Below are 16884 nucleotides of genomic sequence, written 5' to 3' on the forward strand. Positions count from 1 at the left end.
GGGGCTGGCCCAGATAACTTAAATTTGTTAAAATTTAAGTATGAAACGTAGTAAATTAAGTGAAGAAAAACAATTAAAATTAATAGAGCATTTTGTAGCAGGAACTACAGCAAGGACTGCCTCTGCTCTTATTGGAATTAATCGTAAAACAGCGATATTATATTATCATCATTTACGAGAATTAATATTTGAATATGAGAAAGAAAAAGAAGAAGATTTTTTTAATGGAGAAATAGAAGTTGATGAGAGTTATTTTGGAGGTAAAAGAAAAGGAAAAAGAGGAAGAGGAGCTAAAGATAAAATGCCAGTGTTTGGTTTATTAAAAAGAGGAGGAAAAGTATATGTAAAAATGATAAATAATACCAAAATAAGCACTTTAATACCAATTATTAGGCAAAAAGTACAGCCTGACAGCATAGTTTATTCAGATTATTATCATAGTTATGATGTATTAGATGTATCAGAATTTAGGCACTTTAGAATTAATCATAGTGAAAAGTTCGCTGAAGAAAAGAACCATATTAATGGTATAGAGAATTTTTGGAATCAAGCGAAAAGACATCTTCGTAAATTTAATGGAATACCAAAAGAACATTTTCACTTATTTATTAAAGAATGTCAATTTAGATTTAATAATCCTAAAGTTGACAAACAATTGGAAATTATATATAATTTAGCAAAAAAGGAGCTTTTTTAGTTATCTGGGTCAGCCCCAAAAAATTTTATTAATTATTACTATTGTATTAAGTTTTTTGGCAATTAGCTGCGGTGATAAGAACACAGACCCTAAAATTACACCGCCAACAAAAGAAGAAGTAGTTAAGTTTCAAGGAACATGGGGGGGATTACTAAACTACAAAAGCGGTGATATACCAGACAAAAGAGATCTGAATGTAATTTTTACAATTAATGCAGACGGCAGTATAAAAGATGTATTTACTGAACAAACAATAGCTTTAGATAAAATTAATAAAGTATCTGATAATGTATTTGAATTTAGTTTTGAAGATACACAAGAAGGAGTAAAAATGACTTCTAAATATAAATTTGATTTTACAAATAGTAAAACTCCTAATTGTAATCACGTATTGACTGTGGAAAGTCAAGGGGTATCATTATATTCAGGTACTTATGAAGGAACATTAGAAAAAGTACTAGACCCAGCCGCAAGTCAAAATACAACAAAATAATATATTAATAAAAGCCTGTCTTAATATTTTAGGGCGGGCTTTTTATTAGACTTATTTCAGAAGAGCTTAATAAAATTAGTTATATAATTTTCAGTATAATTTTAGTATATAAAATTGCAGTTTTTTTGCTCCTTTTGGTTAAGGTAAAATCAATGCAAATATTTAAAAATATTACAATTTATAAAGTGCAAATTTTTAATATAAATCACATTATCCCCATCTTCTTTCTTTGCGATAACTTAAAGCCGTAAGCATCATGACCTGGGTAAAGCAATGTATAATCTGGAAGATTGTATATAACATTTTTTATACTGTTTTCAATTTCTGCATAGTTTCCTGTCTCTAAATCGGTTCTCCCTATGCCGTAAGCAAATATAGTATCTCCGCAAAATAAATGACCTTCTGTATAATAGCAAACTCCTCCTCTTGTGTGCCCCGGAGTATGTATTACCTTAAACTCTTTGTCTTTTAATTTGAAAGTATCCCCATCATTAAACTTTATTTCTGGGCTTTGGCATGTTATACCTCTTCCAAAATATCCGCTTGCATTTAAATCAGCATCCTGAAAGAAATCATAATCGTCTTTATATACAGCATGCTTTGTATCTTTATAAATCTCTCTTATATCATCAGCACCAGACATATGGTCAAAATGTCCATGTGTAAATAATACATTAATAAGTTTTTTGCCTTCTAATAGTTTTGTATAATCATCATATCCAAATGATAATTTAGCAATATCTATTATAATAGCTTCATCTTCTACAGAAACTATATAAGAGTTCATTCCATACATATTTGTGTTAATACAATTTACTTTTAATTCACTCATTATTTTACTCCATAATTTTTTTATTTAGATTTATAATCAGTTAAATATATATCTATATTATCAAACATTCCAGTAATAGAATTATATTTTATTATTTTTCTTGAATTATCATTTTCTTCTATATATGCCCCCATTTTTGGAAGAAATATAGAAAAAGGTATGCCTTCAATTTTTACTTCCATTTCATAAGCATATTTTTGATTGCTATTAACGTCTATTTTTTTTATTCCATTATATACAACATAGGCTCTAATTTTACTGTCTGGGCTTGATGTCGGCATAATAATACTCATTTGATTTGTAGAGCCTATTGGATAAGCTCTTGCAATTTGGTATATTCCGTACATAGAAAATATTGCTAAACTTCCTGCATTATTGGTATAGTCTACTTTTTTTCTTATATCAAATGTGTATTCAATGTTTCCAAACTCATAATGGTCTATATTTTTTGCATACACTGTACGCATATTTTTTAAATCTATTGTGTAGTAGTTTTCTGATTTTCTTATATTAGTTAAAAAACTTTCTTCCAATTTGAAAGGGTCTTTTAATTTATTTGTTACATTTCCTCTAATGTATGTTTCTTTTATATTCCAGTAATTTTTATCAATAGAAGTTTCTGTGTATATAATTATTGCTTTATCTTTTTTTGAAGATATTCCTTTGTAGGTGAAATATTCATTTTGAGGTAAATTTTTTATATTGGTATATGAATAGTATTGTGCATTTAAAATATTAAATGTAAATACTGCAAAAATAATTATTAATTTTTTCATTGTTATATAATAAACTTAATAATACAAATTTCAATATATAATAAAAGAAAAAAATATATTATTTACCGCATCACCGCACGCAGAGTATGTTTTTAATATATATGTTAGCTAATTATGATAATTTTTTTATAAATATAAATGCATTAACCGTGCGTTAAGAGATATTATAATAATTAATAAAAGCTTGGGTGGGTTTTATATTTTTTAGTGAAACAATAAAGAAAAAGTTTTTTATTGTTTTAAAATGAGGCAAAAAATATATAGGGTGGGGTGTGTAAATAAAATTTATTATATTTAATTGACATAGGGTAAAAAAGCACTATACTTATATATGGGCAAAATATTTATGCTTATATAAGTTCATAATACGGCTGAACGTTTCTACCAATTACCTAAATAATTGACTATAAGTTTTGTGCCTTATTTTAATTAAAGGGGTGATTTATATGTCAAGTCTATTTATAAAGAATGCTTCTTCAATAGTTACTTGCGATGGTAATGATAGAGTTCATAGTAATAGCAACATTTTAATAGAAAATGGAGTTATAACCTATATTGGTAAAGAAGAAAAAAATGCTGATAAAGTGATAGATGCTTCAGGCTGTTTTGTATATCCGGGACTTATCAATACTCATCATCATTTGTTTCAAATATTTACAAGAAACCTTCCGCAAGTACAGAATATGGAATTATTTGAATGGCTTACTAATCTTTATGAAATATGGAAGAATTTAAATCATGATGTTGTTTATTACAGCTCTATTACAGCAATGGGAGAATTATTAAAAACAGGCTGTACTACTTGCTTTGACCATCATTATTTATTTCCGCAAAAAAATTCAGAAATGCTATTAGATTCTCAGTTTAGAGCAGCTAAAGATTTAGGAATAAGAATGTATGCTTCAAGGGGAAGTATGGATTTAAGCAAAAAAGACGGAGGGCTTCCGCCTGACACTGTTGTTCAATCATTAGATGATATTTTAAAAGATTGTGAGAGAGTAGTAGAAAAATATCATGACCCATCAAAATATTCTATGAGTATGGTAGCATTAGCTCCTTGTGCTCCTTTCAATGTAACAGGAGAGTTAATGAAACAATCTGCAGTTTTGGCAAGAGATTTAAAAGTAAGACTTCATACACATTTATGCGAAACTAAAGATGAGGAAGTATTTGTAAGAGAAAAGTTTAATATGCGTCCTTTGGAATATATGGAAACATTGGGTTGGGTTGGTGAAGATGTTTGGTATGCACATGGGATTCACTTTAATGATGAAGAGTTAAAATATTTGGCTGATACAAAAACAGGTGTGGCACATTGTCCTATATCAAACATGAAGTTAAGTTCTGGAGTATGCAAAATACCTGAAATGCTTAAGTTAGGCGTTCCTGTTGGGCTTGCTGTTGATGGAAGTGCAAGTAATGATGGTTCTAGTTTACTTGAAGAGATGAGAGTATGCTATTTACTTCATAGACTTAACTCAAGTGATAAAGCTCCTAGTGCTTATGATATATTAAAAATTGCTACTAATGGAGGTGCTAAGGTTTTAGGACGTGATGATATAGGAAGTTTGGAAGTTGGTAAGGCTGCTGATTTATTTATGATAGATATGAGAAGATTAGAGATGGTTGGTGCTAACTTTGATGCTAAATCTTTATTTGGTACTATAGGCTGGAAAGGAAGTGTGGATTATACTATAGTTAATGGAAAAGTTGTTGTTGAGAAAGGAAAACTAATTAGCATAGATGAAGAGAAGATGTACAAGCTTGCAGATGAAACAGAAAATAAATATTTGTCTATGATATAAATTATGTAAAAATATGTTAAATATTTATAATGTTATATATTTTTGTAAATATTTTATAAACTTATTATAATAAAAAACAGAAAGGAATATTATTAAGCCTTTCTGTTTTTTAGTTTTATATTAAAATCTCACAATGTCTCTAGTTATTTCTTTTAGGCTATGAACACCGCACATAGTCATAGCATCTTCAAGTTCAGCACCCAATTGAGCTGTATATGATTCAACTCCCTCTTCTGCTCCGCCATAAACAGCTATAACAAAAGTTCTCGCAATAACGACACCGTCAGCACCAATAGCAAGAGCTTTTAATATATCAGTACCATTTCTAATACCGCCGTCTACTAATATTTTTATTTTTCCTCTAACAGCATCAACTATCTCAGGTAAAACTTCAGCAGTAGAAGGGCATTGGTCAAGTACTCTTCCTCCATGATTTGATACTATTATAGCATCAGCTCCAGCCTCAACTGCCTTCTTAGCTCCTTTAGCTGTCATTATTCCCTTTATTATAAATGGTCTGTTAGCAATCTCTTTTATTTGTCTTAGTTCATCAACGGTTTTACTTCCAGCTTTTGGAGTGAGATTTTTCAAAAAAGGAAGCCCAGCAGCATCAACGTCCATAGCAACAGCAAAAGCATTAGAATCAGCAACTAATTTCATCTTTTCTTTTATCACATCTATATTCCAAGGCTTAACAGTAGGAATACCTATGCCATTTTGCTTTTTTATCATAGTAGTAGCAGCAATCATTACATTAGGATTAGTTCCATCCCCAGTAAAAGCAGCAATACCAGCATTGGCACAAGATTTTACTAATATATCATTATACTCTTCTTCCTCATATTTATTTCCATAATGAAGCTTAACTGCCCCAACAGGTCCTGCAAATATAGGATACTTAAACTTTTTACCGAATAACTCAAAAGAAGTATCAACATCTTCATTTGAAGCTATTGTATCCATATTAAGCCTTATATCTCTCCATTTGTCATAGTTTCTAATTGCAACATCGCCAATTCCTTTAGCACCAGGACCCGGCATACAGTCTCTGCATACTCTGCCATTACATATAGCACAAGCCTTACAAAAACCCATGCAGTCTTTTGCAACTTCTATAATCTCTTTATATGTCATAAAAAATTCCTTTAATTAAAACTGTATTTTATAATTATATAATAAAAAAATAAATAAAATAGTTTTTAATTAAAAAAAATTATTTTTGTTTCAATATATCAATCATTTCTTTTATGAGATTTTTTTCACTCATAGCAGTCATTAAATGATCTTGAGCATGCACAAAAAGCATAGTGATTTCTATTTTCTCTCCGTCTGCTTCTCTTGTTATGAGATTTGTTTGAAACTCATGAGATTTTAAAAGAAGAGAATCTGCTTCTTTCATTTTTTCTTCTGCTTCGTTGAATTTATTCTCTTTGGCAAGTCTTAAAGCCTCATAAGCTAAACTCTTACTTTCTCCTGCTAAACTAATAATAGGAAATACATTTTCTTCCATAAACTTTTCTTGTTCTTCTGTCATAATTAAACTCCATTTCGTATATTATTTATTTTTATAAAATTGCGGTAAATAGTCTTTATTTTGCTTGATAATTTCATCAAGTATAGTTTTAGCAACTTTTCCGCTTACAACTAATGGATTAACAGTTAATGCTTGAAGTGCTTTACTATAATCTCCATGAACTGCTGCTTCTACTGTTAATTGTTCAAAATTTTTCATAAGCTGCAATAATCCTCTTACTTCAATAGGGAAAGGTTGTTGTTTAAGAGGTTTTAGTTCGTCTCTATAAACATTAACAGTAATTTCAACAGCACAATCATTAGGTAAACAATCAATAGTGCCGTTATTTCTTGTAGATATTATCATTTCTTTACCGGTATTATTATATAATGAACTAATAAGTTCGCAAGCAGAATCAGAATAATATTTTCCGCCTCTGTTATTTAATTCTTCTGGTTTAGTATTTAAATCTGGATTTTTATATATTTCAAATAGTTTTTTCTCTATTGCTTTTACTTGTTCGCCTCTTGTGCCTTTTCCGTCCCTATATTCTGCCAATTCTTCTCTAAGCATTTCATCTGTAAGATAGTAGTATCTATGATAAGGACAAGGTATCATTTTAGTATCAAGCACCTGTTCTTTTATCCAAGCTATTTCAGTATTAATATTAGCAGGTCCATTTTCAAAGCCATTTAAATATTTTTCTAAAACTTCCTGAGTTCTATCAACACCTTTATGTATTACTTCTCTTCCCCATAAGAAGTGGTTTACACCTCCGGCAATAAAAGTAATTTCATCATCAGAAACTTTTAATATTTCTGCCACACTTTTTTTCATGTTTACAGGTACATTGCAAAGACCTATAATTTTTATTTCCGGGTGATATTTTAAAACTGCCTCTGTAACTATTCCAGAAGGATTAGTGAAGTTTATAAGATAAGCATTAGGAGCTAATTCTTTAATATCGTTACAAATATCAAATATTACAGGTATAGTTCTTAATGCCTTAGCAAAACCTCCAGCACCATTAGTTTCCTGACCTATCATTCCATAACTTAATGGTATTCTCTCATCTCTTATTCTCGCATCTAATAAACCAACTCTCAATTGAGTAGTTACGAAACTTGCATCTTTTATAGCCTCTCTTCTGTCTAAAGTTGTAAATATTTTGAATTTATCTTTTAATCCCGCTTTTTCTATCATTCTTTTTGAAAGATTTCCTACTATTTCCAATCTTTCTTTTGAAGGCTCTATATCAACAAGCCAAAGTTCATCTACAGGCAATTTGTCGTATCTATTTATAAACCCTTCTATAATTTCTGGAGTATATGAAGAAGCTCCCCCAATAGTAGCTATTTTTAATTTATTTGACATATTTATACCTCCAATTTTTTATTAAAATCAAGCCTCAAAGCCTTTATTTTTAACAAGCTCTCTAAACCAATAACCTGACTTTTTTATTGTTTTCTTTCCTGTTTCTAAATCACAGCGAATAAATCCATATCTATTTTTATAAGAATTAAGCCAAGACCAACAGTCTATAGGTGTCCACATTAAATAACCAAGACAATTAGAACCCTCTTCTATTGCTTTGTGAAGCCATTTTAAATGTTCTGTTACAAACTCTATTCTATAATCATCTTCTACTACGCCGCCTTTTATAAATCTTTCTTCATTTTCAACACCCATTCCGTTTTCTGTGATAAGCCATCTCATATTAGAATAATTTTCCTGTATGTTTTTAGCTATATCATAAATTCCCTTATAATATATTTCCCAGCCTCTGTATGGATTCATAAGTCTGTTAGGCATTTCATAAGGTTCAAAGAAATTTTCTGGCATTAAAGTGTCTGACTCAAATTTAGTCTCTCTTGCCTTCACTCTCCTAGGCTGATAATAATTTATTCCAAGCAAAGTTATAGTATTTTCTCTTAATAATTCTTTGTCGCTTTCTTCACATACAGGAGTAAGGTTATTTTCTTTTACAAATTCTACTAAATCTTTTGGAAACTCTCCTTTTGTAGCAGGGTCTAAGAAACTTCTATTAAACAGTAAATCGCATATATGTGAAGCTTTTAAATCTTCTTTATTGTTTTCATCTCTTGGGTAAGAAGGAGTGAGGTTTAATATAATTCCTATATCTCCATCTTTTTTAGATTCCTTAAATGCTTTTACAGCCTTTGCACTTGCCAAGTTCATATTATAAGCTACTTGCACAGCTCTTTTAAATGATACAACTTCAGGATAATGAAACTTATATAAATATCCTCCCTCAGCAACAACTATAGGCTCATTAAATGTAAACCATTTTTTTACTTTATCACCGTATAGTTCAAACATCTTTGAAGCATATTTAGCATATAGTTCTACAACTTCTCTGTTTTCAAATCCTCCAATCTCTTGAAGTTTTAAAGGCATATCAAAATGATACAAACATATTATAGGTTCTATATCATTTTTTATAAGTTCATCTATAACGTTATTATAAAACTCAACTGCTTTTTCATCTAATTCTAAAGTTTTGAAATCTTTTACTATTCTGCTCCATTGTATTGAAGTTCTAAAGACATTGTGGCCTGTTTCTTTAATTAATTTTATATCTTCTTTATAATCTCTAAAGAAATTAGACGTATATACTGGTCCTACTTTATTATGGAATTTATCTGGTGCTATTTCAAACCAATAATCCCATATACTTTTATTAGCTTTATTATAAAAACCTTCACTTTGAGGTCCTGATGTAGAGCTTCCAAATAAAAAATTATCTTTAAATTTATATTGTTGCATATTAAAAAAGCCTTATTAATTTATTTATTACTTCCTTCTTCTTTCTCTAAAGATATTTCATAAGCCTTTAGAAAAGGTTTATACATTAAAAAAGAAGTAAATATAAAAACAAAACTTAATATCATAGCTCCAAAGTTTAAATTAGTAGCAAGCAATGCACCTAAAGGGGCAGGTGTTGTCCAAGGAACTAAAGTAACAACATGACCTACAATATTTAATTTTGTTAATATATATGCTATTGTTATATTTATGATAGGTATAAATATAAAAGGTATCATTAATAATGGATTCATAACCACAGGAGCACCAAACATTATAGGCTCATTAATATTAAACACAGCAGGCACTATTGACAATTTACCAATAGATTTTATATGTTCATTTTTGCTTCTCACCATTGCTATTGCCAAACCTAAAGTAGTACCAACACCGCCCATAAACACATAAGAATCAAAGAAACCGCCGGCAAATATTTTTGTTACAGGCTCTCCAGCTTGTAATGCAGCTTGGTTTATTGCTAAGTTTGATAAAGTAATTGCTTTTACTATAGCATCAACTATATTAGTGCCGTGCAAACCAGCAAACCATAATATATGTATAATTAGTAATAATATTATAGAAGGCAAAGAGTCTGATACATGAAGAAGCGGTTCAAATATTTTCATCACTAATTCAGGTATCATCATAATTAATTTCTTTTGTATAATGATATTTAATGCTTGAAACAATACTATAACTACTGCTACAGGTATTAAAAGCTCAAAAGACTTAGCTATAGCAGGAGGAACAGATTCTGGAAGTGTGATAATTAGTTTTTTCTTAACTAAAAATCTAAATATCTCTATAGAAATTATACCAAATATAATAGCTACAAATAACCCTTTAGCGTCCATAAATCTAACGTCCATTACAGGTATATAACTATCAGCATCAACTAAAAATGATTTTGCTACAGCTTCTGCTATAGGTACATACTCAACTTTAGCAGACACAAGTAAAAAACTAAATAGTGATAAAAATCCGCCTGTTATAGAGTTAAGCTGATAATGTCCGGATAATGAATAGCCTATTCCATAAGCTACAAACAATGACATTATGCCCATACTAACATAGAATGGCTGTACTAAATCAGCTTTGAAAGAATTCATAAGATTAGTATACCATTCCATATATAAAAAGTTGCTTTTGTCTGTAAAAGGTAAGTTTAATATTAAAAGTATAAATGAACCTATAATTAAAAATGGCATAGCAAAAACAAAACCGTCCCTTATTGCATTTAAATATCTATTGCTTGCTATTTTTCCAGCTATAGGCAAAATTTTACTCTCTATAAAAGTCATTAGTTTATCATTCATTATTAATCTCCAATAATTAATATATGTATATATGTATTTATTTAAGAAAATTATTCTGTTATTTTAAATCTTTGAGCCATATTTATATAATCTAACAAAAATAAATATTCTTCATTAACTTTGCCGACAACATTTGTTCTGCCAGTATTTTTTATGTCTTTCAATGCTATTTGTAATTCTCCTGCATAACTTCCATATTCTGAAGAATCTATAAGTATATCTCCTCTTTTAATTTCTGGAGCAGCATTAAATATCTTAAAATTATTTCCTTTATATTTTACGCGAGGGTTTGATGACCTAATAAAGTATTCGCTTGCATCTGCTCTGTTTTGATGAAGTTCTTCAAGTACAATTTTTCTCTCTATCTGTGGAATACTATCTAATAATTTAGCCTTTAATGTTATAAGTCTTTTATCTAAGTTTTGAAGTTTTTTGAAAGTCTCTTCATTAGCATAACAATTTGCAATAAATACAGCGTCTGCACCTAAGAAAAATAATTCCATAGCCTGTATTTCTATAGGCAGATTTCTATGCTCTTCTAAAGTGCATATACCATCATCTACAGGCCAAGGTCCGAAACTTGCTTCTTTAGCGTTTACAAAAGCTGATGATTTTATTGAATGTTTTTTAAAACGGCTCATACTTTCTAAGAATAGTTTTTTATCTAATCCGCTATATGCATGAGGGTAAAAATTGTAACAGCCTATTAAATTTTCTCTATTAGGATAATAATTCATTATAGTGTCTATATATGAAGTAGAATTACTCATATTAAGTTCTATTTTTAAATTATAATCATTATAAGTCATTAAGCTCTCTTCATTTCCGCTGAAACCTAAGTCTAATCTTATAGCCCAAGCCCCCAATTTATGAAAAAACTCTAAATTATCATAAGATATATCTAAAGATTTAAACACAGCAGGAGAAATATCTAAAGTTGTTTTTATTCCTCTCTCCTTTGCATAATTTATAATCTCAGAAAACTCTTTTATAATCTCTTCTTTAGAATGATTAACAGATAATAAACACATAAAACATCTTGTGAATCCGTATTTGGAAGCTAAATCTATATACGCTCTACTATCCTCCATTTTGGAATGGAAAGGATAAATTGAAATCCCTAATTCTCTCATAAAATATACCCTAATAAATTAAATATAATTAAGCTGTTTATTATTATATTATTATTATTCAACTTTTAAGTTTAAAGCGAAATCTAATATTTTCTCGCCATTCATCATACCATAATCTTTAAAATCTATAACATCTAATGGTTTATTTTTTGCTTTAGCTTTAGCTTGGAATTCTTTAAGTTGGAATTTAACTTGCGGTCCAAGTAAAAATATATCATAGCTATCTAAAAGTTCATTAAATCTTGCAGTGCTCACTGCTTCTATTTCTACTTCAATATTTTTTTTAGCAGCAGATTCTTTCATTTTTTTTACAACCATGCTTGTAGACATTCCTGCTGAACATAATAATAAAATTTTAGTCATATATATTTACCTCTCTTTTTATTTTTATATATTATAAAGATAACACTTTATCTTAATAACTCAAACAATAAAATTTCTACTTTAATCTGGTAATTTTTTGTGTGTTATTTTTTTATTTTGTATATTATTTTTTAATAATGATATATAATAATATAGATATTATTATGAGCTTATATGAACTATGAAAAGTAAATATATAAAAGAACTATTGTCCATTATCTCTAATGAGTCATATATCACAGCAGAAATGCTGGCAAAAAAATTACAAATAAGCGAAAAAACTGTAAGAATAAAAATAGCGGAACTAAATAAAGAATTAGAAAACACAGGAATTAGAGTAGTATCAAAAGCAAGATACGGTTATATTTTAGAGTGCGATAATCATAAAGATGTATCAAATATTAATCTTAATGCACATATATTTAATGATTTTGAATATAGATTAAAATATATATTTGAGCATCTTATAAATAATAACAACACTTATATAAAATCTGATAACCTTATTAATGCATTAGATATATCTAAAACAACTCTCACAAATACATTAAAAATTATAGAAGATAATATTAAATATTATAATTTAAAAATAGAACGTAAACCAAATTATGGTATTAAATTAGTTGGTAAAGAATTTGATATTAGAAATTGTATAATAGATTATTATTTAAAACAGCAAATATACGATAAAAAATATATAAATAAAACTATAGAAGATTTAGTAATTGATTTTATAAAAAAGAATGATATAAAATTATCTGAAGTAAACTTAGAAAATTTTATATTATATATTTCTGTATCGATAGAGAGAATAAAGGAAAATAAAAATATAAGCGATTATAATGATGATAATATATTAAAAGATGTAAAAAAAGAAGAATTGAAATTAGCAAAAAAGTTAGCAAATATTTTAGAAAAAGAATTAGATATAAAATTAAATGATATAGAAACAATTTTTATAGCAATTCATATAGCATCAAAGAGTTTATTAGTAAATACTGAAAATTATATTATACAAAATAAGTTGGATAATGTAGTTCAGGATATGCTTGATTTGATATACGGAAATTTAAAAATAGATTTAAGAGATAATTTAAACTTAAGACTTTTGCTTAATCATCATATGATACCGCTTGATATAAGAATAAGGTATAATGTTTTACAAAAAAATCCAATGCTAAGTGATATAAAGACTAATTATTCTTTAGCATATCTAATAGCATCAGAGGCTAATACCGTACTTAAAACATATTATAATAAAGAAATATCAGATGATGAAATTGGATTTTTGGCATTATTGTTTCAGATAGCTTTAGAAGAAAATAATGAAAAAATAAAGAAGTTAAATATATTAATAGTATGCGGAAGCGGAAAAACAACTTCAAAGCTTCTTATGCATAAATATAAAAAAGAGTTTGCTGACTATATAGAAAATATTTATACTACAGATTTGATAATGCTCAAAGAGTTTGATTTTTCTAAGGTGGATTATATATTTTCTACAGTGCCTATAGTTTTCCAAGTGCCTGTTCCAATTGTGCATATAGGGCTGTTTTTGGAAACCAATGACATTATAAAAGTAAAAAATGTTTTAGATTTATCTGAAAATGATTTTTTAAATAATTATTATAATAAAAAATTATTTTCTACAAATATAAAAGGAAACAGCAGAGAGGAGATTATAAAAAATATATGCAAAAATATTAAAAACTATATTGATATACCAGATAATTTTTATGATTTGGTGATGAAGAGAGAAAGCTTATCAGAAACAGATTTTGGAAACTTGGTTGCAATTCCGCATCCTTTTGAAATTGTAACGGATAAGACATTTGTATTTGTAGCTGTATTAGAGAAGCCTATTATATGGTATAAAAATAATGTTCAGGTTGTGTTTTTAATTTCTGTATCGAATAAAAAAGATGATAACTTACAGAAGTTTTATCAATATACTGTTGACTTTTTGTTAAACGAAAAAAATGTTATAAAGCTGATAGAAAATAAAAGTTTTGACAATTTAATGTATTTATTAAAAAATTCTTCAGGAGAATAAATGGAAAGTTTTAAATATATTATTAACAATACTAATAACATACATGCGAGACCTTTAAGCGAGCTTGCTAAAATAGCTAAAGACAGTGAATGTGATGTTACTATAATAAAAGATAATATATCAAAAGATATAAAAAAGATAATAGGCATAATGCAATTAGGTTTAAAAGTTGGAGATGAGATAAATATTAATATAAAAGGCGAGAATAAGTCAAAGGAAAATAAAGCTAAAGAAAACATATTAGATTTTTTTAAAACGAATTTTTAATATATAGTTAAAAAATTATATTTTGTTATATAAATTTTATTTAAGCTTTTAATTATTAAAAAGGCATAAATATTTTTATTTTATATGTTAGAATATATATCTAAATATATAGTAAAACCTAAATTTAAGCTAATAATTCAGTCTTTTTGCTTCTTTGTGCCAATACCTAAAGGTACTTCCTTCGGTCGCCCTGAAGGACTCCCTTCGGTCGCAAAAAGAAGTGGGGGCAGGTGTTAGTCCACGCAATTAATAAAAAATAAAAATTTTATTGTTCTTTTTACTACAGCTAAATAATGTGTACTTCATTAGACTTGTTTCAAAACTAAATTAATAAATAGTTATACTGTTTATTTTTTTAGTATTTTAAATTTATAATTGGGGCTTTGCCCCAAACCCCAGTTCTTTTATTGGTATAAAAGAACCAAAAGAACTGCATTTTTATATACTAAAATAATTAATGATACAACATGTAAAACAGAATTTTATAACTAAAATTATGTTGAAAATTACACAACTAATTTTGTCAATTACTTTTGAAACAAGTCTATTAATGACAAATCCACAACAAATAAAAAACTTAAAAATTTTTAATATAAAAAACAAAAAGAGGCTATTATTAAATAATAACCTCTTCTTATATTCACAATCTTAAAAGATTAAAATCTCTTTTTTCTGTCATGTTTTCTTTTGTTGCTGTTATTTTCTTCTTCAACATAGTCAGCAGGTTTTTCAAGCAAAGCTTTTCTGCTTAAAGAATATTTTCCGCCCTTAACATCTATGATTTTTACTTTTACTTCATCACCAATCTTTAAAACTTCTTCCACATTCATAACATGTTTATAAGCAAGCTCAGATATATGACAAAGCCCTTCTACACCCGGCAATATTTCAACAAAAGCACCAAACTCTTTTATGTCTTTTACAACCCCATCATAAACTTCACCAACCTCAGGGTCTTTAACATAAGCGTTTATAAGGCTAATAGTTTTATCTAAAGTAGGAGTGTCTGGAGCAAATATATTAATTACTCCGCTGTCTTGTATCTCAACATCGCTTCCAGTCTCTTCTATGATAGCCTTAATATTTTTTCCTCCCGGTCCAATCAATACTCTAATCTTTTCAGGGTTTACATCCATAGTTTTATACTTAGGAGCAAAATCTGAAATCTCATTAGGGTTAGATATAGTAGCTTCAATCTTATCAAGTATAAAATATCTTGCCTTTTTAGCCTGTTCCAATGCTTCTTTTAATATTTGAGTAGATATTCCAGTAAGTTTTATATCAAGCTGAAAAGCTGTAATACCCTTACGTGTTCCAGCAACTTTAAAGTCCATATCTCCCAAATGGTCTTCAACCCCCTGTATATCTGTAAGCACTTTATAACCGTCTTTATAAGTAGCAAGCCCCATAGCTATACCAGCCACACTAGCATTAAGAGGAACACCAGCAGAAAGAAGCGACATAGTAGAAGCACAAATTGTAGCCATTGATGAAGAACCGTTACTTTCTAATATTTCAGCAACAACTCTTATAGTATATGGGAATTTATCTTTTGGAGGAAGCACAGCATTAAAAGAACGCTCTGCTAAATTACCATGCCCAATCTCTCTTCTTCCTGGAGAACCATATCTTCCAACTTCTCCAACAGAAAAAGGAGGGAAATTATAATGAAGCATAAAAGTTTTATTTTCTTTGCCGTATATATCGTCCATTAATTGAGCATCTTTCTCGCTTCCTAATGTAACTATTGATAAACATTGAGTTTGTCCTCTAGTAAATAAAGCAGAACCGTGAACTCTAGGTATTAAGTTTGTCATAGTACTGATAGGACGAATCTCATCTAATGCTCTTCCATCTGGACGCATTCCTTTCTCTACTATTGCCTCTCTTACAATCTCTTCTTCTATAGTATGACAAATGCCTTTAACTTGAGATATTAATTTTTCATCTTCTGTTTTAGTTTTAATATACTCTTCTATTTCATTAAAAGCATTATCCATACTTTCATTTCTTTTAGCTTTATCAGGATTATAATTAGCAGCCTCTATTTTTTCTCTTCCATATTCAGTAACCATTTTTACTAATTCGGCATCATACTCAAATAATTCCTGTTCTATCTTTTGAGTACCGCAAAGAGCAGCCATCTCATTTTGCATATCAATATATTTCTGCATCTCTCTATGAGCCAACTCTATAGCACCTATAAATACTTCCTCAGAAACCTCTCTTGCCTCACCTTCAATCATAAGTATAGCATCTTTACTTCCTGCTACTATAATATCCAATTCACTTAAATGAAGTTCGCTGTTTTTAGGGTTGATAATATATTCACCATTTTTGTACCCTATTCTCACAGCAGCCACAGGACCTCCAAAAGGTATCCAAGAAATAGTAAGTGCTGCAGATGAAGCTATTAAAGCTAAAGCATCTGTAGGCATATCAGTATCTACAGAAAGCACTGTAGGAATAATTTGCACCTCATTTCTAAAACCTTCAGGGAAAAGAGGTCTTAAAGGTCTATCTATTATACGGGAAATAAGTATTTCTTTATCCCTAGGTTTAGCTTCTCTTTTGAAGAAACCGCCAGGAATTTTACCGCCCGCATAATATTTTTCATTATAATTTACAGTGAGCGGGAAAAAGTCTGATTCTAAATTAGGCTCTTTTGCCGCAACAACTGTAGCTAAAATAGTAGTATTTCCTAATCTTAAAGTTACTGAACCATGTGCTTGTTTTGCTAAAAGTCCTGTCTCTAAAATTAATTCTTCTCCGCAAAATACACTCTTAACTGTTACCATATATTCTCCTTA

General features: G+C 28.8%; 15 protein-coding genes and 1 riboswitch. Of the genes, 5 read left to right on the forward strand and 10 right to left on the reverse strand.

Annotated elements, in window-relative coordinates; translation table 11 throughout:
• Positions 1 to 40 precede the first annotated feature (40 nt).
• Both Q0H31_RS07920 and Q0H31_RS07925 read left to right on the forward strand, forming a co-directional pair.
• Positions 41 to 697, forward strand: a complete 657-nt coding sequence (locus Q0H31_RS07920; RefSeq protein ID WP_295297045.1) for an IS1595 family transposase — start codon at positions 41 to 43, stop codon at positions 695 to 697.
• A 55-nt stretch (positions 698 to 752) separates the two neighbouring features.
• Positions 753 to 1190, forward strand: coding sequence for a hypothetical protein (locus Q0H31_RS07925; protein ID WP_295297047.1), 438 nt, complete (start codon positions 753 to 755; stop codon positions 1188 to 1190).
• 205 nt (positions 1191 to 1395) lie between these two features.
• Here the strand turns inward: Q0H31_RS07925 and Q0H31_RS07930 are convergent, their stop codons facing one another.
• Both Q0H31_RS07930 and Q0H31_RS07935 read right to left on the reverse strand, forming a co-directional pair.
• A complete protein-coding gene (locus Q0H31_RS07930) occupies positions 1396 to 2022 on the reverse strand; it encodes an MBL fold metallo-hydrolase (RefSeq protein ID WP_295297048.1) in 627 nt (208 codons plus the stop codon).
• 20 nt (positions 2023 to 2042) lie between these two features.
• The gene (locus tag Q0H31_RS07935) at positions 2043 to 2798 is read right to left on the reverse strand and encodes a hypothetical protein (protein WP_295297050.1); all 756 of its coding nucleotides are present in this window, start codon (positions 2796 to 2798) and stop codon (positions 2043 to 2045) included.
• A gap of 330 nt (positions 2799 to 3128) precedes the next feature.
• Positions 3129 to 3225: riboswitch (purine riboswitch) on the forward strand.
• A 19-nt stretch (positions 3226 to 3244) separates the two neighbouring features.
• Here Q0H31_RS07935 and Q0H31_RS07940 point away from each other — a divergent pair.
• Entirely contained in the window at positions 3245 to 4603 is a 1359-nt protein-coding gene (locus tag Q0H31_RS07940; protein WP_295297052.1) for an 8-oxoguanine deaminase, read from the forward strand.
• 120 nt (positions 4604 to 4723) lie between these two features.
• Here the strand turns inward: Q0H31_RS07940 and Q0H31_RS07945 are convergent, their stop codons facing one another.
• From Q0H31_RS07945 to Q0H31_RS07975, 7 genes are all read right to left on the reverse strand, one after another.
• Positions 4724 to 5737: an alpha-hydroxy-acid oxidizing protein gene (locus Q0H31_RS07945; RefSeq protein WP_295297053.1), complete on the reverse strand. Its 1014-nt coding sequence runs from the start codon at positions 5735 to 5737 to the stop codon at positions 4724 to 4726.
• A gap of 79 nt (positions 5738 to 5816) precedes the next feature.
• The gene (locus Q0H31_RS07950) at positions 5817 to 6137 is read right to left on the reverse strand and encodes a PTS lactose/cellobiose transporter subunit IIA (RefSeq protein ID WP_295297055.1); all 321 of its coding nucleotides are present in this window, start codon (positions 6135 to 6137) and stop codon (positions 5817 to 5819) included.
• Between the two features lie 21 nt (positions 6138 to 6158).
• The gene (locus tag Q0H31_RS07955) at positions 6159 to 7490 is read right to left on the reverse strand and encodes a 6-phospho-beta-glucosidase (protein WP_295297057.1); all 1332 of its coding nucleotides are present in this window, start codon (positions 7488 to 7490) and stop codon (positions 6159 to 6161) included.
• Between the two features lie 27 nt (positions 7491 to 7517).
• Positions 7518 to 8903 (reverse strand): glycoside hydrolase family 1 protein, encoded by a 1386-nt coding sequence (locus Q0H31_RS07960; RefSeq protein WP_295297059.1) that lies wholly within the window; start codon positions 8901 to 8903, stop codon positions 7518 to 7520.
• Between the two features lie 20 nt (positions 8904 to 8923).
• Entirely contained in the window at positions 8924 to 10258 is a 1335-nt protein-coding gene (celB, locus tag Q0H31_RS07965; protein ID WP_295297060.1) for a PTS cellobiose transporter subunit IIC, read from the reverse strand.
• A gap of 50 nt (positions 10259 to 10308) precedes the next feature.
• Entirely contained in the window at positions 10309 to 11391 is a 1083-nt protein-coding gene (locus Q0H31_RS07970; protein WP_295297061.1) for a MupG family TIM beta-alpha barrel fold protein, read from the reverse strand.
• A gap of 54 nt (positions 11392 to 11445) precedes the next feature.
• Positions 11446 to 11754 carry a PTS sugar transporter subunit IIB gene (locus tag Q0H31_RS07975; protein WP_295297063.1) on the reverse strand — a complete coding sequence of 103 codons (309 nt, stop codon included), beginning with the start codon at positions 11752 to 11754 and terminating at the stop codon, positions 11446 to 11448.
• A gap of 181 nt (positions 11755 to 11935) precedes the next feature.
• Here Q0H31_RS07975 and Q0H31_RS07980 point away from each other — a divergent pair, with 181 nt between their 5' ends.
• Both Q0H31_RS07980 and Q0H31_RS07985 read left to right on the forward strand, forming a co-directional pair.
• Positions 11936 to 13807 (forward strand): transcription antiterminator, encoded by a 1872-nt coding sequence (locus Q0H31_RS07980; protein ID WP_295297065.1) that lies wholly within the window; start codon positions 11936 to 11938, stop codon positions 13805 to 13807.
• Complete coding sequence (locus Q0H31_RS07985; protein ID WP_295297067.1) at positions 13808 to 14074, forward strand: HPr family phosphocarrier protein; 267 nt, start codon at positions 13808 to 13810, stop codon at positions 14072 to 14074. It begins immediately after the preceding gene.
• A gap of 656 nt (positions 14075 to 14730) precedes the next feature.
• Here the strand turns inward: Q0H31_RS07985 and pnp are convergent.
• Positions 14731 to 16872, reverse strand: a complete 2142-nt coding sequence (gene pnp, locus Q0H31_RS07990) for a polyribonucleotide nucleotidyltransferase (RefSeq protein WP_295297068.1) — start codon at positions 16870 to 16872, stop codon at positions 14731 to 14733.
• Positions 16873 to 16884 lie beyond the last annotated feature (12 nt).

The sequence above is a fragment of the uncultured Brachyspira sp. genome, assembly GCF_934747485.1.
Lineage (GTDB): Bacteria > Spirochaetota > Brachyspiria > Brachyspirales > Brachyspiraceae > Brachyspira.